The 20,802-nt window shown below is 72.6% G+C and carries 16 protein-coding genes; 11 read left to right on the top strand and 5 right to left on the bottom strand.

Features of this window, described 5'->3' with window-relative positions:
• Positions 1 to 9: 9 nt before the first annotated feature.
• Complete coding sequence (locus MUY22_RS32455; protein WP_247050975.1) at positions 10 to 1,458, top strand: MFS transporter; 1,449 nt, start codon at positions 10 to 12, stop codon at positions 1,456 to 1,458.
• Here the strand turns inward: MUY22_RS32455 and MUY22_RS32450 are convergent.
• Positions 1,389 to 2,798 (bottom strand): PLP-dependent aminotransferase family protein, encoded by a 1,410-nt coding sequence (locus tag MUY22_RS32450; protein WP_247050974.1) that lies wholly within the window; start codon positions 2,796 to 2,798, stop codon positions 1,389 to 1,391. The genes MUY22_RS32455 and MUY22_RS32450 overlap by 70 nt on opposite strands.
• Positions 2,799 to 2,879: 81 nt before the next feature.
• Between MUY22_RS32450 and MUY22_RS32445 the strand changes: the two genes are divergently transcribed.
• Positions 2,880 to 4,118, top strand: a complete 1,239-nt coding sequence (locus MUY22_RS32445; RefSeq protein WP_247050973.1) for an MFS transporter — start codon at positions 2,880 to 2,882, stop codon at positions 4,116 to 4,118.
• On the opposite strand, the gene MUY22_RS32440 is transcribed toward MUY22_RS32445, so the two are convergent.
• The gene (locus tag MUY22_RS32440; RefSeq protein WP_247050972.1) at positions 4,093 to 5,595 is read right to left on the bottom strand and encodes a helix-turn-helix domain-containing protein; all 1,503 of its coding nucleotides are present in this window, start codon (positions 5,593 to 5,595) and stop codon (positions 4,093 to 4,095) included. The genes MUY22_RS32445 and MUY22_RS32440 overlap by 26 nt on opposite strands.
• Before the next feature lie 123 nt (positions 5,596 to 5,718).
• On the opposite strand from MUY22_RS32440, the gene MUY22_RS32435 reads away from it, so the two are divergent.
• Positions 5,719 to 6,732 (top strand): amidohydrolase family protein, encoded by a 1,014-nt coding sequence (locus MUY22_RS32435; protein ID WP_247050971.1) that lies wholly within the window; start codon positions 5,719 to 5,721, stop codon positions 6,730 to 6,732.
• Between the two features lies 1 nt (position 6,733).
• The gene (locus MUY22_RS32430) at positions 6,734 to 7,405 is read left to right on the top strand and encodes an iron-sulfur cluster assembly protein (RefSeq protein ID WP_247050970.1); all 672 of its coding nucleotides are present in this window, start codon (positions 6,734 to 6,736) and stop codon (positions 7,403 to 7,405) included.
• Positions 7,406 to 7,495: 90 nt separating this feature from the next.
• On the opposite strand, the gene MUY22_RS32425 is transcribed toward MUY22_RS32430, so the two are convergent.
• From MUY22_RS32425 to MUY22_RS32415, 3 genes are all read right to left on the bottom strand, one after another.
• Positions 7,496 to 8,284 (bottom strand): hypothetical protein, encoded by a 789-nt coding sequence (locus tag MUY22_RS32425; RefSeq protein WP_247064229.1) that lies wholly within the window; start codon positions 8,282 to 8,284, stop codon positions 7,496 to 7,498.
• 93 nt (positions 8,285 to 8,377) lie between these two features.
• Positions 8,378 to 9,877, bottom strand: coding sequence for a CehA/McbA family metallohydrolase (locus tag MUY22_RS32420; protein WP_247050969.1), 1,500 nt, complete (start codon positions 9,875 to 9,877; stop codon positions 8,378 to 8,380).
• Between the two features lie 75 nt (positions 9,878 to 9,952).
• Complete coding sequence (locus tag MUY22_RS32415) at positions 9,953 to 10,273, bottom strand: hypothetical protein (RefSeq protein WP_247050968.1); 321 nt, start codon at positions 10,271 to 10,273, stop codon at positions 9,953 to 9,955.
• 242 nt (positions 10,274 to 10,515) lie between these two features.
• Here MUY22_RS32415 and MUY22_RS32410 point away from each other — a divergent pair, with 242 nt between their 5' ends.
• The 7 genes from MUY22_RS32410 to MUY22_RS32380 all read left to right on the top strand — a co-directional run bounded on the left by MUY22_RS32410 (position 10,516) and on the right by MUY22_RS32380 (position 20,802).
• Positions 10,516 to 10,779, top strand: a complete 264-nt coding sequence (locus MUY22_RS32410; protein WP_247050967.1) for a hypothetical protein — start codon at positions 10,516 to 10,518, stop codon at positions 10,777 to 10,779.
• Positions 10,780 to 10,920: 141 nt separating this feature from the next.
• Complete coding sequence (locus MUY22_RS32405) at positions 10,921 to 11,160, top strand: hypothetical protein (protein WP_247050966.1); 240 nt, start codon at positions 10,921 to 10,923, stop codon at positions 11,158 to 11,160.
• Positions 11,161 to 11,426: 266 nt separating this feature from the next.
• On the top strand, positions 11,427 to 16,910 hold the full coding sequence (locus MUY22_RS32400; RefSeq protein WP_247050965.1) for a biotin carboxylase N-terminal domain-containing protein: 5,484 nt from the start codon (positions 11,427 to 11,429) through the stop codon (positions 16,908 to 16,910).
• Positions 16,911 to 17,042: 132 nt separating this feature from the next.
• Entirely contained in the window at positions 17,043 to 17,369 is a 327-nt protein-coding gene (locus MUY22_RS32395) for a hypothetical protein (protein WP_247050964.1), read from the top strand.
• A 158-nt stretch (positions 17,370 to 17,527) separates the two neighbouring features.
• The gene (locus tag MUY22_RS32390) at positions 17,528 to 18,634 is read left to right on the top strand and encodes a hypothetical protein (protein ID WP_247050963.1); all 1,107 of its coding nucleotides are present in this window, start codon (positions 17,528 to 17,530) and stop codon (positions 18,632 to 18,634) included.
• Between the two features lie 21 nt (positions 18,635 to 18,655).
• Positions 18,656 to 19,339: an ESX secretion-associated protein EspG gene (locus MUY22_RS32385; RefSeq protein ID WP_247050962.1), complete on the top strand. Its 684-nt coding sequence runs from the start codon at positions 18,656 to 18,658 to the stop codon at positions 19,337 to 19,339.
• A 143-nt stretch (positions 19,340 to 19,482) separates the two neighbouring features.
• Positions 19,483 to 20,802, top strand: coding sequence for a M14 family zinc carboxypeptidase (locus MUY22_RS32380; RefSeq protein WP_247050961.1), 1,320 nt, complete (start codon positions 19,483 to 19,485; stop codon positions 20,800 to 20,802).

Genomic DNA, 20,802 nt, shown 5'->3' with positions numbered 1-20,802 from the left:
AGGAGGGTCATGACGGACACCGCGCCGAAGCCGGGACTCGTGCTGCTGGTCGTCTCGACGGCGGCGTTCCTGGCCAGCCTCGACACGTTCATCGTCACCATCGCCTTCCCCGGCATCCGGGCCGCGTTCCCGGGCGACGACCTCGCGACGCTGTCGTGGGTGCTCAACGGTTACACGGTCCTGTTCGCCGCGTGCCTCGCGCCCGCCGGGCGGCTCGCCGACCGCTACGGCCGCAAGCGGCTGTTCCTCATCGGCGTCGCGGTGTTCACGCTCGCCTCGGCCGCCTGCGCGATCGCGCCGTCGATCCCCGTGCTGATCGGCTTCCGCGCGGTGCAGGCGATCGGCGCGGCCCTGGTCATGCCGACGTCGCTGGCGCTGCTGCTGACGGCGTTCCCGCCGCACCGGCGGCCGATGGCGGTCGGCGTCTGGGCGTCGGTGGGCGCGGCGGCCGCGGCACTCGGACCGCCGGTCGGCGGCCTGCTCGTCGAGGCGTCCTGGCGCTGGGTCTTCCTGGTGAACCTGCCGATCTGCGCGCTGACGCTGCTGGCCGGCCCGCGCGTGCTGCGCGAGTCCCGCGACACGGGCACCGGCGTCCCGGACCTGCTCGGCGCGGCCGGGCTCCTGGTCGGCGTCGGCGCACTGGCCTACGCGCTGGTCGAAGCGCCCGACCACGGCTGGGGCTCGCCGGCCGTCGTGGCGGCGTTCGTCGTGGCCGTCGTGGCGCTGGCGTGGGTGCCGCTGCGGTCGGCGCGGCACGCCGTGCCGGTGCTGGACCTGCCCGCGCTGCGCGTCCCGACGTTGTGGCTGGCGTGCGTGACGACCGGGGTGTTCGCCGCCGGGTTCGCCGCGATGCTGTTCGGCAACGTGCTGTTCCTGACGTCGATCTGGCACGACTCGGTGCTGCTGGCCGGGCTGTCGCTGGCGCCGGGCCCGCTGATGGTGGTGCCGGTGTCGATCCTCGGCGGCCGCTTCGTGCACCGCTTCGGGCCGGGCCCGATCGTCGCGCTCGGCGGCGTCTCGTTCGGGCTGGGCGTGCTGATCTGGTTGCTGCGCATGGACTCCACGCGCGACTACGCGAGCGCGATGCTGCCGGGGCAGCTGCTGACCGGCATCGGCGTCGGCCTGATCCTGCCGTCGCTGTCCGGCGTGGTGGGCACGGTCCTGCCCGCGGCCCGCTGGGGCGCGGGGTCGTCGATGGTCAACACGACCCGCCAGATCGGCACGGTCCTGGGCACGGCGGTGCTGGTCGCGATCTTCGCGGGCACCCCGGACCTGACGGACTTCCGCCACGGCTGGCTCCTGATCCTCGCGACAGCCGTGGCCACCTCGGCGGGCGGCCTCCTCATCGCGGCGCGGCGCCGGACCGACCACCACGTCGAACTTGAAACTCACGAGACCCAGGCACGGTCCAGCGCCGCGAGCCCGTCGTCGATGCGCTCCACGGGGATCGCGCCGTAGCCCAGCACCAGGCCCTGCCCGGGATAGCCGCCGCACAGGTCGGACAGGGTCTGGACTTCCGCTCCGGCAAGGGAAGCGCGGGCGGCGACGGGCTCGAGGTCGTCGTCGGACAGGGCGCACAGGTGCAGGCCCGCCGCCGACGGGATCAGCCGCAGGCGGCCCGCGAACACCCGGTCCAGGGTCGACGTGATCCGCTCGTGCCGCTCGGCGTACACCTTCGTCGCGCGGCGGATGTGGCGGGCGAACAGGCCTTCGTCGATGAACCGGGCCAGCGCGGCCTGCGCGGGCAGGTCGCCGTGCCAGTCCGACAGCTGACGCGCGTGGCGCAGCGCGTCCCGCAGCGACGCGGGCGCGACCAGGAAACCCAGGCGCAGCATGGGAAGCAGCGTCTTGGAGAACGACCCGACGTAGGCGACGCGGCCGTCGCGATCGAGGCTCTGCAACGGCTCCAGGGGCCGGTCGGAGAACCGGAACTCGCTGTCGTAGTCGTCCTCGACGATCACCGCGTCCGCCCGCTCGGCCCACGCGAGCAGCGCCGTCCGCCGCGACAGCGACATCGGCGTGCCGAGCGGGAACTGGTGCGACGGCGTGACGTACACCAGCCGCGTCCGCGGGGGCAGCGCGGCAACGTCGAGACCTTCGCCGTCCACCGGCACGCCGACGACTTCGGCGCCGTGGGACGCGAAGAGGTGCTTAGCCAGCCGGTAGCCGGGTTCCTCGATGGCCACCCGGTCCCCCGGCTCGAGCAGCACCCGGCACAGCAGGTCGAGCGCCTGCTGGGCGCCTTGGGTGACGAGGACGTCGTCGGCGTCGGCCCGCACCGAACGCGCGACGCCGGCGTGCCGGGCGATCGCCGCGCGCAGGCCCTCGTACCCGCCGGGGTCGACGTAGTGCGCGAAGCCGACGGCGTCCCGCAGCTCGCTCGCGAGCAGCCGCCGCCACGTCTCGAGCGGGAACAACGCGACGTCGGGGATGCCGACGCGGAAGTCGTACTCCGGCGCCCGCGCCACCGGGGCGACCGGCGGCGGCAGCGACCGCCACACCGCCTTGGGCTGCGGCCCGGCCCCCGACGGGGCCTTGCGCGGCCGGGTCCGCGCGGGAAGTTCCGCGCAGACGTAGGTGCCGGCGCCGACACGGCCGGCGAGGAACCCGTCGGCGGTCAGCCGGTCGTAGGCCACCGCGACGGTGTTGCGCGAGACGGCCAGCCGCCGCGCCAGCTCGCGCGTCGGCGGCAGCCGCTCGCCCTCGCGCAGCCGGCCGTCGAGGATGGCGTCGCGCAGCTGCCGGTAGATCCGGACGCTGAGGTCGCCACGCCCGGCCAGGCTGACGTGGAAGTCCATCCGGCGACCCTACATTGGCCCAGTGCACGAGGTCATAATTGGATCTGGGATCGGGCCAACCCGGGCCCTAACGTAGCTCTCATGACGGTGACTCCGGAACGCCCCGCGAAGGCTCCGAAGACGGCGCCCGGACGGCTGCTCGCGGCCGCCCAGCTGGCCGGCTCGCTCGGCGACGGCGCGTTCCTGACCTGCTCGGTCCTGTTCTTCACGCGGATCGTCGGCCTGAGCCCGGCCCAGGTCGGGCTCGGCCTCACGCTCGGCTGGGCCGTCGGCTCGGTCGCCGGCGTCCCGCTCGGGCACCTCGCCGACCGCCACGGCGCCCGCGGCTCCGCGGTGCTGCTCGCTCTGGCGACGAGCGTGTCCATCCTCGCCTTCGTGGTCGTCCGATCGCCGCTGCTGTTCGTCCTGGCCGCCTGCCTCTACGGCAGCTGCCAGACCGGCCTCGCCGCCGCCCGCCAGGCGCTGCTGGCCGCGCTCGCCGACCCCGAGCACCGCACGCGCATCCGGGCACAGCTGCAGTCCGCGGGCAACGCCGGTCTCGCCGTCGGCGCCGGGCTGGGCGGGCTCGCGTTGTCGGCCGACACGGCGTCGGCCTACCTCACGGTCTTCGCGCTCGACGCCGTGAGTTTCGTGGTCACCGCGGCATTGCTCCTCGCACTCCCGACCGTGGCGCCGTCAGCGCTCCCCGAAACCGGCGAGCCGAAACTGGCCGTGCTGCGCGACCGGCCCTACGCCGTGGTGACGCTGCTGAACGCGATCCTGTTGCTGCGCATGCCGTTGCTGAGCGTCGCGATCCCGCTGTGGATCGTGGAACGCACCGCCGCGCCGGGCTGGACGGTGTCCGCGCTGTTCGTGCTCAACACGGTCGTCGTGGTGGTGCTGCAGGTCCGCGTGGCCGGCCGGCTGGCGAGCATCGGCTCGGCGGCGCGGATGGTCCGCCGGTCCGGGGTGCTGCTGTTCGCCTCCTGCGTCGCCTTCGGGTTCTCGGCGCTGGGCACCTCGCCGTGGGTCGCGTTCGCGGTGCTGGTCGTCGGCGCGCTGGTGCAGGTGCTCGGCGAGATGCTGCAGTCGGCGGGCTCCTGGGAGATCGGCTTCGCGCTCGCGCCGGCCGACAAACAGGGCCAGTACCAGGGGTTCTTCGGCACCGGGGTGTCGGTGGCGCGCGCGATCGGGCCGGTGCTGCTGAGCACGGTCGTCATCGGCTGGGGCCTGCCCGGCTGGCTGCTGATGGGCGCGCTCTTCCTGGCCGCGGGCTTCGCGATGGGCCCGGCGGTGCGGTGGGCCCGCGCAAACGCTACGACTTCAGCTGCCGCGCGTTGAGCCCGTACTGCGCCATCTTGCGGTAGACCGTCGCGCGGCCCACGCCGAGTTTCGCGGCCGCGTGCACCACCGTCGCCCCCGGTTCCGACAGGCACCGCACGATCTCGTCGCGTTCCAGGGCCTGCAACCGGCTCAGCCGGTGCCCCGTCCCGCTGAACACCTCCGCGGGCAGGTGCGGGGTGTCGACGACGTCCGAGCGCGCGGCGGCTTCGCGCATGACGCGCCGAAGCTGCTTCGCGTTCTCCGGCCAGTCGTAGGCCATCAGCGCGCGCGACGCCGCCGACGTGAACGTGACGTCGCGGCCGCGGTCCCGCCGGGCGAAGTGGTGCGCCAGCGGGAGGACGTCGTCGGGGCGGAACCGCAGGGCCGGCACCTCGACGACCCGGTCGACCAGCGGGCTCAGCGCCGCGGGCAACGCGTCGGCGTCCTCCGCGGTCAGCACGAACGGGACCGGGCCGCCCGCGTGCCGCGCCTCGGTGAACAGCCGCGCCAGCTCCCCCGCCGCCCACGCGGGCAGCGCGTCCACGCCCGACACGATGACGCACGTGTCGTCCTTCGTCAGTTCGGGCGTCCAGAGCGTGAGCCACGTGTCGACGTCGTCGGGCGCGGGCGGGCGCGCGTTGAGCACGCGGTCGCGGGGCCGCACCTCCCGGTGCGCCAGCGACGCCAGCGCCGTCTTGCCCGCGCCCGGTTCGCCGACGACGGCGACGACCCGGCCGCCGGCCAGCGCCGCCCGCGTCTCGGCGACCGCCGTGGTCCAGGCGGGTGAGAGCCGCGGCAGGTCACCGGGGTCGACGCGGTCGGCGTACACGCGGAACACCTCGCCGCGCGGGGTCGGGCGGGCGATCCGGCCGGACGCGCGGGCCAGCATCAGCGCCGCGGTGTTCCCGGCCGCGGCCTGGGCCAGCGCCAGCAGCAGCTCGGACGACTGCTCCGACCACGTCGTCAGGTTGACGCTGCCGGCGAGCGTGCCGGTGATGGGATCCAGCACCGGCACCGCCGCGCAGGTGTAGCCGCGCAGGTCGGTGCAGTAGTGCTCGCCGCCGCGCACCAGCGACGGCGCGCGGTCGGCGAGCGCCAGGCCGAGCCCGGTGGTGCCCGCGTTGCGCTCGGCGTAGGAGAAGCCGGGCGCGAGGTGCACCTTGTCGAGCGAGCGGCTGATCGAGACGTCCGTGCACAGCCGGCTCAGCACCAGGCCTTCGCTGTCGGTGATCATCAGGCTGATCGGCTCGTTGGCCAGGGTCGCCTGCAGGCCGCGCAGCACCTCGGTGCCGCATTCGTAGAGCAGCGAACCGGTGTCGACCGCGCCCGAGAACACCGGCAGGACCTCGTCCTCGGGCACGCCGTAACGCACGCTGCGCTGCCAGGACGCCCGCAGCCGGGGCGCGATCGCGGCGGCTCCGCGCACGTCGAACGAGCGCGTGACGTGCACCTGCGGCTGCTCCACCTCGACCTCCGCTGCGTCGGACTCCCCCAAGCTACGTCCGCCGGCCGCCCTCGCCTGTCTCATATCGAGACACCGGGTGGGTCCCTGACCAGGGCCTGCGTGCCTACCGTCGCCAGCACGGGCCAACGGCGGTCACGAACGCGGAGGACGCACATGTACAGCAAGGACGGCGAAAACTACTTCATCGTGGACGCCCACGTGGCGCTCTGGGACGCGCGCCCGGAGAACCAGCGCAACATCCACGGCAAGCAGTTCATCGACTGCTTCTACGACTACCACCGCAACCTCAGCCCGGAGTCCGAGGTGTGGCCGTACGAGGACTACCTCTACCAGGGCGGCGAGCGGCTGGTGAAGGACCTGTTCGAAGACGGCTACGTCGACCACGCGATCTTCCAGCCGGCCCACCTGGGCGCGTTCTACCACAACGGTTTCGGCCAGACCGAGGAAGCGTTCGCGCTGACGCGGAAGCACCCGGGCAAGCTGACCTACAACCACAACTTCGACCCGCGGCTCGAACAAGCGGGCCTCGACCAGTTCCGGCGTGACGCCGAACGCTTCGGCCTCAAGGGCGTCAAGCTCTACACCGCCGAGTGGCAAGGTGACTCGCGCGGCTACAAGCTGAACGACCCGTGGACGTACAAGTACCTGGAAGCCTGCCAGGAACTGGGCGTCAAGAACATCCACGTCCACAAAGGACCGACGATCCGGCCCCTCGATCGCGACGCCTTCGACGTCGCCGACGTCGACCACGCGGCCACCGACTTCACCGACCTGAACTTCGTCGTGGAGCACTGCGGGCTGCCGCGGCTGGAGGACTTCTGCTGGATCGCCACGCAGGAGCCGAACGTGCACGCGGGCCTCGCCGTCGCGATGCCGTTCATCCACACCCGGCCCAAGTACTTCGCGCAGATCATCGGCGAGCTGCTGTACTGGCTGGACGAGGACCGCATCCAGTTCTCCAGCGACTACGCGATCTGGACGCCTCGCTGGCTGGTCGAGCGGTTCGTCGACTTCCAGATCCCGGAGGACCTGCCCGAGTACGCGCCACTGACCGTCGACCAGAAGAAGAAGATCCTCGGGCTCAACGCGGCGAAGATGTACGACATCCCGGTGCCGTCGGAGCTGCAGCTCGCGCCCATCGAGACGCAGGCCGTGTCGGTGGCCTGAGGTGGACGCCTACACCGCGCTGGACGCGGTCCTCGACCCGGAGCTCGACGAGCCCATCACCGACCTCGGCTTCGTGCACTCGGTCGACGTCGACGGCGGGCGCGTCACTGTCCACTTGCGACTCCCGACGTCGTTCTGCGCGCCGAACTTCGCCTACCTCATGGCGTCGGACGCGAAGGACGTGCTGACCGCGTTGCCGTGGACGACCGAAGTCGTGGTCATGCTCGACGACCACCACGACTCGGACCTGATCAACCGCGGCCTCGCCGCCGACGCGGGCTACCGCGGCACCTTCGGCCACGAGGCCGAGGAGGATCTCGAAGAGCTCCGGCAGACGTTCCGCCGCAAAGCCCACCAGGCCGCGATGGAACGCGCTTTGACGGTGTTGCTGCGCGCCGACGAGCACGTCGACCTGCACGCGGTGACGCTGGCGGACCTGCCGCCGGTGCCCGCTTCGCACGCCCTGCTGCGACGTCGCGAGGCGCTCGGGCTGTCACTCGAGCCGTCGGCACCGGTGCTGGTCGACGAGCACGGGACGCCGTTCCCGCGTGCGGAGATCCCGCTGCGGCTGCGGTTCGCGCGGTCGGTCCGGATCTCCATCGAGGGCAACGCCCACTTCTGCCGCGGCCTGCTCCGCACCCGGTACCCGGAGTCCACTGTGGAGGCGTCCTGAACGTCGCCGCCCGGAAAGGCACGGCACAAAAGCCGTGAAGGCCTCCTTACCGGCCATAAGAGCCGGTAAGGAGGCCTTCACGGCTTTTCGTCACTGGCTCGGTGGCGCCGCCGGGGCCTGGTGCAGTGCGAGATCCGGGCCGGCGGCGGTGTCCTGGGCCCAGGCTCCGGACTCCGCCGTCCACGTCTGGCCGGCGAAGCTCACCCTGTCGACGCCCAGCGCCTCCGCGCGGCCGACCAGCCAGGTCGCGTACGTCCAGCCCTGGGCCGCCGGGTGTGCTCCGCTCAGCTTCGCGGTGCCCAGCTCCGCCGTCGCCGCCGCCGCCACGTCCGCGGGCGGCGCCAGGGTCAGGTTGCGGCAGGTCAGGGCGGCCGGCCACTGGCCGTTGAACGCCGCCGCCATGCCGCGGGCCTGCGTCTCCCACTGCGCGTACGCGTCCGGGGCGCCGGAGCGCTGGATGGCCTGGGCCGCCTCGGTGATCGGCATCGTCTCCCAGCCCGGCAGCTTCTCGAGCTTCTCGTAGAACGCCGTCGACGCGTAGACCGGGTCGCGCAGCTGCGCGACCGTGCCCCAGCCCTGGCTGGGCCGCTGCTGGAACAGCCCGACCGAGTCGCGGTCACCACCCTCGAGGTTCTGCAGCTTCGACTCCTGCAACGCCGTGGCCAGCGCGACCGTCGCCGCGTGGGCGGGCAGGCCCAGCTTCGTGCCGACGGCCGAGATCGTCGCGGCGCTGTTCATCTGCTCCGGGGTGAACGTGAAGGCCCCGCCGCCGTCCCCCGGTGGCGTCACCGTGCACCCGGGCGACCGGACCGGGCTGCGCACGAGCACCGCCACCACGACGATCCCCGCCGTCAGCACGACGACCGCCCCCAGGAAGATGGCCACCTTCAGGCCACATCCACGCACACTGCCTCCCCATCACCCGTTCGCACCAGTCTGCCCTCTCGGAGGACGCGGGGCGCGGGCCGGGGTTCAGTCGCCAGTACCGAGGAAGATCGGGTTCGACATCGCGACCATGGCGTTGGGCGACGTCGTGTTCGGTCCGCCCGAGGGCCGCCGCACCTCGACGCGCACCCAGCGGCTGTAGCGGGGGTAGGTGGTCCAGGTGACGGTCGCCACCCCGGCGTCGCCGACGGTCTCGACGTGCTCCGGGCCCAGCTGGTCGAGGAACGTCACCGTGGTGCCCGGCACCCCGCCGACGACGGCGCGCACGGTCACCGGCGTGCCGATTCCCACCGGGAGCCGGTCGCCGATACCCGCCGACCGGCCGCCACCGGCGACCGTGAAGTCCAGCTGGACCGCCGCCGACTCGGCCAGCCACGACCGGCCGGCCTTCAGCCCGGCCAGCAGTTCCCGGCGCCGCAGCCGATCGGCGAGCACGACGGTGTGCGGCAGCGCGACGCGCTGGTCCGGGTTGTGCGCGTCCGAGTCACCGATCGCCGGGATGAACCGGCCGCCGCGCAGCAGGCCGTCCCAGTGGATGACGCTCGCCTCGTCGTCCTGGGTCCACGGGCCGTTCCACACCTCGACGAGGTCGGCGATCTCGTAGGCGAACTCGTACGTGCAGCCGAAGCAGTTGGCGAACGGGTGCGCGGCGGTGACCAGGCCGCCCGCGCGGTGCACCTGGTCGGTGAACCGGCGGAAGTCCCGCGGATCGGCCGCGCGGTAGCGCCAGTCGATCCAGGTGCCGGCGGGCAGGCCGATCGCGGGCCAGTGCCCGGACCGCGTCGTCACCTCTTCGCCGTTGAGGATCAGCAGGTCGTCGACGGCGTGCTCGCCCCACCGCAGCTGCGCGCTGGACGTGTTGTGGTCGGTGGAGACGATGAAGTCGAGGCCCGCGGCGCGCGCGTCGGCGACCAGCTGCTCGGGTGTGCGGCGGCCGTCGGAGTGGACGGTGTGCAGGTGGCTGTCACCGCGGTACCAGGCGCGGCCCTTCTCCCGGGCGGGCGCGGTCTCGGGCGCCGGGTTCGGCCTGAACGGCGGGCCGTCCGGCCCGAAGGTGAGCGTGATGTCGACGCGATAGTTCAGGCCCTGCGGCGCGACGGTGTACGGCCCGAGGATGACGTGCCAGCGGCCGGGCTTGACCGGCCCGGCGAGGTAGCCGGGCGTCGCCTCGGACGCGCTGATCGAGAACCGGTCGCGGAAGCCGCCGGACCAGCCGCGGAACCCGCGGGTGTTGCCCAGCTCGTGGCCCTCGGGTCCGAACACGCCGATGTCACAGGCGTTCCCGCGGGTGCCGGCGGGCACCGGGGGCTTGTCGTAGGAGTACACGACGTCGATCTGCTTGACGCCGCGCGGGACGTCGACGGGCAGGTAGTACCAGTCCGGGATGTCGGGGGTGAAGGTGCCGGTGACGGTCCGGGTCCGGGTGCCGCTACCGCCCGGCTGCTCCGCGAACGCGACGCCGGGGAGCAGCCCCGAGGCCGCGGCCAGTCCGCTCGCGCGCAGGAGCGTGCGCCTGCTGAAATCCATGCCGACCTCCGCATCGGTGACGGCCCGACGCTAGGCCGCCAACGCGAACGCGGACGAGAACCGGCGGTGAACTCTTCACCGGCCGGCGCGCTTGGTGAAGACTTTCGCCACCGCGACGACGGCGACGACCGCGACGAGCCCGAGCCGCGTCACGTCGACGGCCGGCACCCACTTCGCGGAGCCGTCCCGCAGGACGAACGCCCCGGCGGGCCGCGCGAGCACCCCGAACCCGGCGCCTTCGCGCAGGGGCAGCGTCTCCGCGGCGCCGCCACCCCCGCCCCCGAACACCGTGGTCGCGGGGATGACGACGACGCCGTCCCGTTCGACGGGCTCGCCGTAGACCAGCTTCGCGGAGAAGAGGTCCCGCGCCACCGAGGCCAGCTGTGCGAACTCCATCCGGCCAGCCTGCCCGCGGTTCCCGGGTCGCCGCGTCTCATGCGCGGCGGATCCCGGGGCGACCCATGGATGCAGGACAGCCGCCACTCGCCGCGGCCGCCGTTCGTCCGTTCGGGCGAAACGGGCGGGATACGCGAGCAATCCGCCACCGCCGCGCGACATGGAGGCTGGATTTCGAGAGCGCCGGACGAGGCAAGCCGCGACCCGCTCGACCACCGCGTCAAGACCACGAGGAGACACCGATGGGCCTGTTCGGCGGCAAACCCCAAGCCACATCCTGCTTCTTCTGTTCCGTCGATGTCGAGAAGTCGGGCCTGATGGCGCACTACAGCATTCATCTGATCGAAGTCGTGGACAACAACGGCCGGCAGGCCTACACGTTCACCTGCCCGCGCTGCGGCACGATGGACCAAGCCTGGGGCGGCGGCCGGCCCAACCCGCTCTCCAACGCCACCTCGGCCGTCGCCGTGCACCTGATGGACCGCCACAGCATCCCGTTGCCCTGAGCCCGCGAGCGCGGATCGGCGGCGGGCCTGTTCGGCGGCAAACCCGGAATTCCGGCCGTCCGGGGTGTGAACCGGGTGTATCCGGGGCATTAAACCCCGACACCTGTGCTCGGGAGAACGCCCGCACCGAGGGAGGACGCGATGACCTTCGACTTCGTCAGCCGCTGGCTGGGCCGGCAGCACGACCGGCCCGGGGTCTCCGTGGACCTGTCGTGCGGGGGCCGCGTCACCCTGCGGGAGGTCGACGGGAAGCCCGTTCTCGCGATCACCACCGCGCCCGGGCCGGACGGGCGGTGCAGCGTGGCCGCCGTGCCGTTGTCGGCGGCCGAGCGGCGGGAACTGGGGCAGGTACTGGAGTCGGACGTGCTGCTGGCCTCCTGAACATAGGGGTCGCAACAAGATGTTTTCCTAGTCACCCTCGGCGTAGGGTTCCCGTGTGCTTTGTGGCAGACCTCGCGAGAATCCGGCACCGCGCAGTGTGGCGCGGGTCGCCTTTTGTAGGGTTCCCACAAAGCATCGCCTCCGGCATGCGCCATGCCGGACATTGGCCCACCCGTCGGTGATCGACCAGGGTGTAAGCAAGTGCAGGCGACGCTCCGGGACCCGGACGTCGCCTTCTGTGCGTGGGTACTTGGGAGGCTCAGCCGGTGTTCAGTCGTGTCGCCATCGTCAACCGCGGAGAGGCCGCGATGCGGCTGATCCACGCCGTCCGGGATCTCTCCGCGGAAACCGGGGAGCGGATCGAGACGGTCGCCCTCTACACCGACGCGGACCGCACCGCGACCTTCGTCCGCGAAGCCGACATCGCCTACAACCTCGGCCCGGCCTCGGCCCGGCCGTACCTCGACCTCGAGGTGCTGGAGAAGGCGCTCGTCGACACGAAGGCCGACGCCGCGTGGGTCGGCTGGGGCTTCGTCGCTGAAGACCCCGCGTTCGCGGAGCTGTGCGAGAAGGTCGGCGTCACGTTCGTCGGCCCGAGCGCGGACGCGATGCGCAAGCTCGGGGACAAGATCGGCGCGAAGCTGATCGCCGAAGAGGTCGGTGTCCCGGTCGCGCCGTGGAGCCGCGGCGCGGTCGCCACCCTCGAAGACGCCCTGCGCGCCGGCGACGAGATCGGCTACCCGCTGATGCTCAAGGCCACCGCGGGCGGCGGTGGGCGCGGCATCCGCATGGTCGCCTCCGGCGAGGACCTCGCCGACGCCTACGAGCGCACCAGCCAGGAAGCGCTGCGCGCGTTCGGCTCCGGCGTCGTGTTCCTGGAGCGCCTGGTCACCGGCGCCCGCCACGTCGAGGTCCAGGTGATCTCCGACGGCGGGACGGCGTGGGCGCTCGGCGTGCGCGACTGCTCGGTGCAGCGCCGCAACCAGAAGATCATCGAAGAGTCCGCCTCCCCCGTGCTGGGCCCCGAGCAGACCGCCGAGCTGAAGGCCTCGGCCGAGCGGCTCGCCGTCGCCGTCGGCTACCGCGGCGCCTGCACCGTCGAGTTCCTCTACCACCCGGGCGACCGGCTGTTCGCCTTCCTCGAGGTCAACACCCGGCTGCAGGTCGAGCACCCGATCACCGAGATCACCACCGGCACCGACCTGGTCAAGCTGCAGCTGCACGTCGCCGACGGCGGCAAGCTCGAAGGCGACCAGCCGGCCGAGAGCGGCCACGCCGTCGAGGCGCGGCTCAACGCCGAGGACCCCGACCGCGACTTCGCCCCCTCCCCCGGCCGCATCGCCCGGCTGGCGCTGCCCGCCGGCCCCGGCATCCGCGTCGACACCGGCGTCAGCGAAGGCGACACCATCCCGGCGGACTTCGACTCGATGATCGCCAAGATCATCGCCTACGGCCGCAACCGCGACGAGGCCCTCGGCCGGCTGCGCCGCGCGATGGCCGAGACCACCGTGATCATCGAGGGCGGCGCGACCAACAAGAGCTTCGTGCTCGACCTGCTCGACCAGCCCGAGGTGATCGACGCCAGCGCCGACACCGGCTGGATCGACCGCGTCCGCGCCGAAGGCCGCCTGGTCACCCACCGGCACTCCGCGATCGCACTGGCCACGGCCGCCATCGAGGCCTACGAGGACGAGGAAGAGCTCACCGTCCAGCAGCTGCTGAACACCGCGCACGGCGGCCGCCCGCAGGTGCAGCACGAGTCCGGCCGCCCGCTGGACCTCAAGCTGCGCGGCGTCGGCTACCGCGTCGGCGTCGCCCGCATCGGGCAGCAGCGCTTCCGCGTCGGGATCTCGGCCGGCGGCTCGGACGTCCACCACGCCGACGTCGAGGTCAAGCGGTTCGACGCGCACAGCGGCCAGATCGTCGTCAACGGGCAGCGCTTCCGGATCACCGCCGCCACGCACGGCCCGACCCACCTCGTCGAGGTCGACGGCGTCACCCACCGGATCAGCCGCGACGAGGGCGGCGTCGTCCGCTCCCCCGCGCCCGCGCTGGTCGTCGCGACCCCGCTGTCGGTCGGCGACGAGGTCGAGGCGAACGCGCCGATCCTGGTGCTGGAGAGCATGAAGATGGAGACGGTGCTGCGCGCGCCGTTCCGCGCCCGCGTCCGCGAGTGCCCGGTGTCGGTGGGCAGCCAGGTCGAGACCGGCGCGCCCCTGATGCGGCTGGAGCCGCTGGCCGAAGGCGCCGAGGAAGAGGACACCACCGAGGCCGAGACGGTCGAGATCGAGCTGCCGGCCGAGCCGTCGGGCGTCTCCGCCGAGGCCCGCGTCGAGCGGGGCCTGCAGGACCTGCGCAGCCTGCTGCTGGGCTTCGACGTCGACCCGGCCGAGCGCAAGCGCGTCCTCGGGGGGTACCTGGCCGCCCGCGCCGAACTGAGCGGCCGCCCGGTCGAGGGCGAGCTGGAACTGCTGACCGTGTTCGCCGACCTGTCCGAGCTGAGCCGCAACAAGCCGGGCGGCGAGCTGGACACCGAGCCGGACAGCCCGGTGCACAGCCCGCGCGAGTTCTTCCACAGCTACCTGCAGAGCCTCGACATCGAGCGGGCGGCCGTGTCGCCCGGCTTCCAGGCCAAGCTGACGAAGGTGCTCGGCCACTACGGCGTCACCGACCTCGACCGCACGCCGGAGCTGGAAGGCGCGGTCTTCCGGATCTTCCTGGCGCAGCAACGGATGCCGGGCGATTCAGGAGTCGTCACCGAGCTGCTGCGGCAGTGGCTGGCGGGCGCGCCGCCGCTGGAAGCCGACAGCGAGCGCGCCGGGCTCACCCTGGAGCACCTCATCGAGGCGACGCAGGTGCGCTTCCCCGTGGTGTCCGACCTGGCCCGTGGCGTGGTGTTCCGCTGGTTCGCCCAGCCGCTGCTGCGCCGCGGCCGCGCCCGCACCTACGCCTCGGTGCGCGACCAGCTGCGCCACCTCGACCACCACCCGGACGCCCCGGACCGTGCCGAGCGGATCCAGACGATGGTGGCCTGCGCCGAACCCCTGGTGCGGCTCATCGGCCAGCGGATCGGCCGCCCCGGCCGCGACCACGCGCCGCTGCTGGAGGTCCTGACCCGCCGCTACTACGGCAACCGCGGCCTGTCGGGCGTCACCGCGCACGACGTCGCGGGCTGCCGGTTCGTCACGGCCGAGCACACCGGGCGCAACGGCGTCACGCGCGTGGTCACCACCGCCGTCGACATCGCCGCCCTGCCCGACGCGATCGGCGCGATCGGCACGTTCGCCGTCGACGTCCCGGACCACGGCCTGGTCGCCGACCTCTACGTCACGTGGGAGGACCAGCCCGACGCCGACGCCATGGCCGTGCGGCTCGGCGAGGTGCTCGCCGGGCTGTCGCTGCCCGCCGGGGTCCGCCGGATCACCACCACGGTGGCCGGCACCAGCGGCGCGGTGATGCACCACCACTTCACGTTCCGCCCCGACGGCGCCGGCTTCGCCGAGGACCGGCTGATCCGCGGCCTGCACCCGATGATCGCGCAGCGCCTGCAGCTGCAGCGGCTGCGCGAGTTCGACCTCACCCGGCTGCCGTCGTCGGACGAGGAGATCTACCTCTTCAAGGCCGTCGCCCAGAGCAACCCGGCCGACGAGCGGCTCATCGCGATGGGCCAGGTCCGCGACCTGACGCCGCTGCGCGAAGCCGACGGCCGGCTGGTGTCGCTGCCCGCGGTCGAGGACGCGATCACCGCGTGCCTCGACGCGATCCGCAACATCCAGGCGCAGCGGCCGCAGAACAAGCGGTTCGACACCAACCGGATCATGATGTACGTCTGGCCGTCGACCGAGATCACCGCCGAAGAGCTGAACACGCTGGTCCAGCGCATCCTGCCGACCACGGCGGGCGCCGGGCTGGAGGAGGTCCAGTTCCTGGCCCGCCAGCGCAACGGCGCGGGCGAGCTGACCGAGATCGCCGTCCGGATCACCCTCGACCCGGGCAACGGCGCGCGCCTGCACGTCGGCGCGCCGACCGACGAGCCGGTGCAGCCGCTCGACGACTACCGCCAGAAGGTGCTGCGCGCGGCCCGCCGCGGCAACGTCTACCCGTACGAGCTGACCGGCCTGCTCGCCGGCCCGGACGGCAGCTTCACCGAGCACGACTTCGACGGCTCCGGCGCGCTGGTCCCGGTCGATCGCCCGAAGGGCAAGAACTCCGCGGCGATCATCGCGGGCGTCGTCACGACGCCGACCCAGCGTCACCCCGAAGGCGTCACCCGCGTCGTGCTGCTCGGCGACCCGACGAAGGCGCTCGGCGCGCTGTCGGAGCCGGAGTGCTCGCGCGTCATCGCGGCGCTGGACCTGGCCGAGCGGATGCAGGTGCCGCTGGAGTGGTTCGCGGTGTCCGCGGGCGCCCGGATCTCGATGACCTCGGGCACCGAGAACATGGACTGGGTCGCCGCGGCGCTCAAGCGGATCGTGACGTTCACCCAGGACGGCGGCGAGATCAACGTCGTGGTCGTCGGCATCAACGTCGGCGCGCAGCCGTACTGGAACGCCGAAGCGACGATGCTCATGCACACCAAGGGCGTCCTCATCATGACGCCGGACTCGGCGATGGTGCTGACCGGCAAGCAGGCGCTGGACTTCTCCGGCGGCGTGTCGGCCGAGGACAACTTCGGCATCGGCGGCTACGACCGCGTGATGGGCCCGAACGGCCAGGCGCAGTACTGGGCGCCGAACCTGCCGGCCGCCCGCGACGTGCTGATGTCGCACTACGACCACACCTACGTCGTGCCGGGCGAAACCGGGCCGCGGCGGGCGAGCACGAACGACCCGGTCACCCGCGACGTCTCGCCGTTCCCGCACGCGATCGTGGGCAGCGACTTCACGACCGTCGGCGAGATCTTCTCGGCCCAGCACAACCCGGACCGCAAGAAGGCGTTCGACATCCGCACGGTGATGCGCGCGCTGTCGGACCAGGACCACCCGGTGCTGGAGCGCTGGGCGGGCATGGCCGACGCGGACACCTCGGCGGTGCAGGACGTGCACATCGGCGGCTGGCCGGTCTGCCTGGTCGGCATCGAGTCGCGTTCGGTGCCCCGCCGCGGCTTCCCGCCCACCGACGGCCCGGACGCCTACACCGCGGGCACGCTGTTCCCGCGGTCGTCGAAGAAGACCGCGCGGGCGATCAACGCGGCGTCGGGCAACCGGCCGCTGGTGGTGCTGGCGAACCTCTCCGGGTTCGACGGCTCGCCGGAGTCGCTGCGCAAGCTGCAGCTGGAGTACGGCGCGGAGATCGGCCGGGCGATCGTCAACTTCGCCGGTCCGATCGTGTTCTGCGTGATCTCCCGCTACCACGGCGGCGCGTTCGTGGTGTTCTCCAAGGCGCTCAACCCGAACATGACGGTGCTGGCGCTGGAGGGCTCGTTCGCCTCGGTGCTGGGCGGCGCCCCGGCGGCGGCGGTGGTGTTCTCCGGCGACGTGAACAACCGCACGGCGACCGACCCGCGGGTGACCGAGCTGCAGACCCGCGTCTCGGAGACGAGCGGCGCCGAGCGCGCGGCGTTGAACGCCCAGCTGGCCGAGGTCCAGTCCTCGGTCCGCGCGGAGAAGGTCGGCGAGGTGGCCGCGGAGTTCGACCGCGTGCACAACATCCAGCGAGCGGTCGAGGTCGGCTCGGTGGACGCGATCATCAGCGCGGCCGAGCTGCGGCCGCGCATCATCGAGTCGATCGAGCACGGCCTGAAGAAGTAGGTTTCGCGAACCGGGGCCGATCACCGAGGTGGTCGGCCCCGGTTCCGTTTCCGGCGTAACGGCCCGGGCGAACCGCACGACTGTCCCCTTGCGACGCACACTGTGCCGTGCCGGAGGGAGGACCGAACCGCCGTGACACCCGCCGACGCCCGATTCCCGGACATCGCGCTGGATCCCGCACGGCTGCGGGCGATCTCCGGCCGGCTCGCGGACGCGGCCGAGCTCTTGCGCCGCGCGGGATCCGCGCACGCCGTCCCCGTGGCCTCTCCCGCGGACGATCCCGCCAGTCTCGGGTACACCGCACGGCTCACGCCGCTGTTCGCCGCGGGACAGGAGCACCTCGAGCGGGAAACCGCGTACCTGAACGAGCTGGCCGCGAAGGCCGGCGAAGCGCTGCGGCGGCTGAGCGGGCAGGACGCCGACGCGGCCCGGGCGTTCCCGCCGGTCCGGCCCAGTTGACCCGCGCAGGCCCGGACTCGGAGGCATTCTTGTTGTTCCCCTGGTCGAACCATCGTGTGCAAGCCGGCGCCTACCGGGCCGCCCCCGCGTCCGTGCGGACGACGGAGGAGGCCGCCGCGTGGTCCGCCGATCTCGTGCGCCAAGGCAAAGAGGCCAGAGTGGTGTCCGTCCAGGACCTGGCGGGCATGGTGACGCGGGGCGGCGGAAGTGAGTGGGCCCGGGCCGCGAAAGCGACGCAGGAGGCTGCGATCGCCCACCGCGAAGCCGCCGACATCCTCTACTCCGTGCTCGCGCAGCTCGACTCGGCCTGGCAGGGCAGCGGGGCCGACGCGGCCGCCGGCAGCGCCCGGAAGTTCGGGCGGACCGTCGAGACGACCGAGTCGACGTTCGCCCGCAACTGCCTCAACATCACCGAAGCCGACCTGGCGTTCCAGAACCTGAGGACCCAGCTGGCTCGCTTGGGGCCGCGACCGGAGAAGAACCTGTTCGACAGCCTGTCGTTCTGGGACACCGACACCGAGAAGGCGATCACGGCCTACAACGAGAAGGCGGCGCAGTACCTGGAGCGTTACCACGCCTACGCCACCCACCTGGACGACCAGGCTCGCGCTCTCCGGCACGACTGGGGCACGGAGGAACCCGGCGGCGCCACGACGTCCTCGGCTCAAGAGGTCCGAAGTCCGCTGGGTCCCAGCGGGGCTTCGGCATCGGCCGCCGCCGGGACGCCGATCGGCCATCCGCCCGGCGCGCCGGAACAGGCCGCGCGGCCGGGTGCGGCCGGCCCGCAGCTCGGCGCCGCGCCGGTGCCCAGCGGAGCAGACTCCCGGGTCGCGGCCGGTCCCCCGTCGCTCGCCGGTGCGTCCTCCTCCGGGACGACCTCGACCACCGGTTACGTGGCGACCGGCACCCCGGCGTCCCCGACGGCTCCGCAGTGGCCCGGTGGCGGCCCGGCGGCTTCGGCTCCTTCGCCGTCCGGCACGACCCTCCCGGGGGTCGGTGGGAACTTCCGCGGAAACCTGCCCGGCGGACCGGCGGGAGCGCCCCGCGGCGGCTCGAGCGGTGTGCGCGAAGGGACCCGTGGCGGCGGGCGCCCGTCCTCCCCCGGCTCGACCGCGCCGGGCACGCGGTCCCGGCGCGAGGACGACCGGGTGCACGAACGCAAGTACGTCCTCGACGACGGCTCCCTGTTCACCGACGACGAGCGGTACGCCCGCGTCGACCCCGAAACCGGCCTGACCACCGTCGATCCCACCATCGGCGCCTGAGCACCCGACCGGAGAACCGCCATGCCCGTCCTCGACGAGCCCGTCGTCCTGCCCCGGCTCGCGTTCCTCACCGCATGGCGGATGCTGGACCTCGGCGACGCCCCCGCCGTCCTGGGCACCGATCGGCACCACTGGATCCGCGAAGACGCGGTGCGGGAGCTCGAAGACCGCACGATGGCCGCGCTCACCCGGCTCGGGCTCGCTCGCAACCACCGCCTCAACGACCTCTGGCGCGGGTCGTTGCGCATCCTCGCGCACGCCGACCACGAGTTCTATTCGTGGAGCGAGCACCGAGACGGCGGATGCGGCGCGGTCCTGATCGCCGCGCGCGGCGAAGAGGCGGTGCGGCTCGTCGCCGACGACGCGGCGGTGCTCATCGAGCCCGTGCGGCCCACCTGGCTCGCGACGAGCCTGCTCGACGCCCTGCCCGACGCCGACGGCGCGAGCGTGCCGGACCAGCAGCTGCCGGACCACGCCCTGCCGGCCTGGCTGGAGCAGGCCCCCCGAGACGCCGTCCACCAGCTCTACACCGCGCGGCGCACTCGAGACGGCCGGATCCGCTCCCGCCCGCTCACCGCGCTCGACCTCACCGACGGCGGCCGCGTGCTGACCTACCCCGCCGAAGACCGGACTGTCGTGCTGACTTCGGGTACGCCCCAGGCGATCGTCACCCTGCTGAACGAGACCCACACCGGGCTGGGCTGACCGGGCGCGCCGTCGTCGGCCGGTTTCGCGACTTTCGGGGGTATGGCGGGTTTGTCCCGCACCGACACACTGTGCGTGCCGGTTCGGTGACCGTGGGCTGCCGAGCCTGGCGCCCATCCGTGCGGCCGTGAGGAGATCCCCCGATGGCGTCAAGGTCCCTGTCCCGGCTCGCCCTGGTGGCGGCCGGCACGCTGCTCGCTTCCCTGCTCGGGAGCAGCGCCACCGCGCAGCCCGCCGACACGCCCGTCTTCTGGCGCGTCCCGGCGACCGCCGCGCAGGCCGCCGCCCTGACGAACGCCGGTTTCGACGTCGAAGAAGGTGACGCCGGCTCGGTGTACGTCGTCGGCGGCAAGGCCGTCGCCGCGCGGCTGCAGGGGCTCGGGTACCGGCCGAGCTTCTACGACACCGTCTACAAGGAACTGCCCGCGCAGGCGAATTCCCTGGCCGCGGACACCTTCTACGGCGGATACCGCACGGTCACCGCGCACGAGGCCCACCTCACGAGCGTCGCGGCCGCGCACCCCGACCTGGCCACGAAGTACACGATCGGCCAGTCGTGGAAGAAGCAGCAGGGCCAGGGCGGGCACGACATCCAGGCGATCTGCCTGACCAAGAAGCAGACCGGCGACTGCACGCTGTCGACGACGTCGAAGAAGCCGAAGTTCTTCCTGATGGCCCAGATCCACGCGCGCGAGCTGTCGACCGGCGAGCTGGCCTGGCGCTGGATCGACTACCTCGCCGACGGCTACGCCACCGACGCCACCGCGAAGTCCATTTTGGACACCACCGAGGTGTGGGTGGTGCCGATCTCCAACCCGGACGGCGTCGACATCGTCGCCTCCGGCGGCAACTCGCCGAAGCTGCAGCGCAAGAACGCGAACAACACCCGCGGCGGCTGCTCCGGCACGAACATCGGCATCGACCTCAACCGCAACTCGACGTTCAAGTGGGGCGGCGACTCGAACTCCCCGTGCGCCGAGACCTACCAGGGCGCGAGCGCCGGCTCCGAGCCCGAGGTGAAGGCGCTCGAAACGCTGGCCCGCTCGATCTTCCCGGACCAGCGCGGCACCGGCAACAACGACCCGGCGCCCACGACGGCCAAGGGCACGATGATCACGCTGCACAGCTACGGCAACGACATCATCATCCCGTGGGGCTTCACGCAGGCCACCTCGCCGAACGACGCGCAGTACCGCAAGCTCGGCGCGAAGTACGCCGCGTCGAACGGCTACCTCGTCGGCACCAACGAGGAGACCGTCGGCTACGACACCAGCGGCACCACCGACGACTTCACCTACGGCGAGCTCGGTGTCGCCAGCGTGACATTCGAGGTCGGCGGCTCCAGCGGCACCTGCGGCGGGTTCCTGCCGCGCTACACCTGCGTCGACAGCACGTTCTGGCCGAAGAACAAGGGTGCGCTGATCACCGCCGCGAAGGCCGCGGCGGCGCCGTACCAGCAGTGA

This window comes from Amycolatopsis sp. WQ 127309 (assembly GCF_023023025.1).
Taxonomy (GTDB): Bacteria; Actinomycetota; Actinomycetes; order Mycobacteriales; family Pseudonocardiaceae; genus Amycolatopsis.
This window is presented reverse-complemented; position numbering and strand designations above follow the sequence as displayed.

Bases quoted from the DNA above. Each gene is read 5' to 3' on its own strand.
- MUY22_RS32455 (WP_247050975.1), top strand. From the start codon at position 10: ATGACGGACACCGCGCCGAAGCCGGGACTCGTGCTGCTGGTCGTCTCG.
- MUY22_RS32450 (WP_247050974.1), bottom strand. From the start codon at position 2,798: ATGGACTTCCACGTCAGCCTGGCCGGGCGTGGCGACCTCAGCGTCCGG.
- MUY22_RS32445 (WP_247050973.1), top strand. From the start codon at position 2,880: ATGACGGTGACTCCGGAACGCCCCGCGAAGGCTCCGAAGACGGCGCCC.
- MUY22_RS32435 (WP_247050971.1), top strand. From the start codon at position 5,719: ATGTACAGCAAGGACGGCGAAAACTACTTCATCGTGGACGCCCACGTG.
- MUY22_RS32420 (WP_247050969.1), bottom strand. From the start codon at position 9,877: ATGGATTTCAGCAGGCGCACGCTCCTGCGCGCGAGCGGACTGGCCGCG.
- MUY22_RS32415 (WP_247050968.1), bottom strand. From the start codon at position 10,273: ATGGAGTTCGCACAGCTGGCCTCGGTGGCGCGGGACCTCTTCTCCGCG.
- MUY22_RS32410 (WP_247050967.1), top strand. From the start codon at position 10,516: ATGGGCCTGTTCGGCGGCAAACCCCAAGCCACATCCTGCTTCTTCTGT.
- MUY22_RS32405 (WP_247050966.1), top strand. From the start codon at position 10,921: ATGACCTTCGACTTCGTCAGCCGCTGGCTGGGCCGGCAGCACGACCGG.
- MUY22_RS32385 (WP_247050962.1), top strand. From the start codon at position 18,656: ATGCCCGTCCTCGACGAGCCCGTCGTCCTGCCCCGGCTCGCGTTCCTC.
- MUY22_RS32380 (WP_247050961.1), top strand. From the start codon at position 19,483: ATGGCGTCAAGGTCCCTGTCCCGGCTCGCCCTGGTGGCGGCCGGCACG.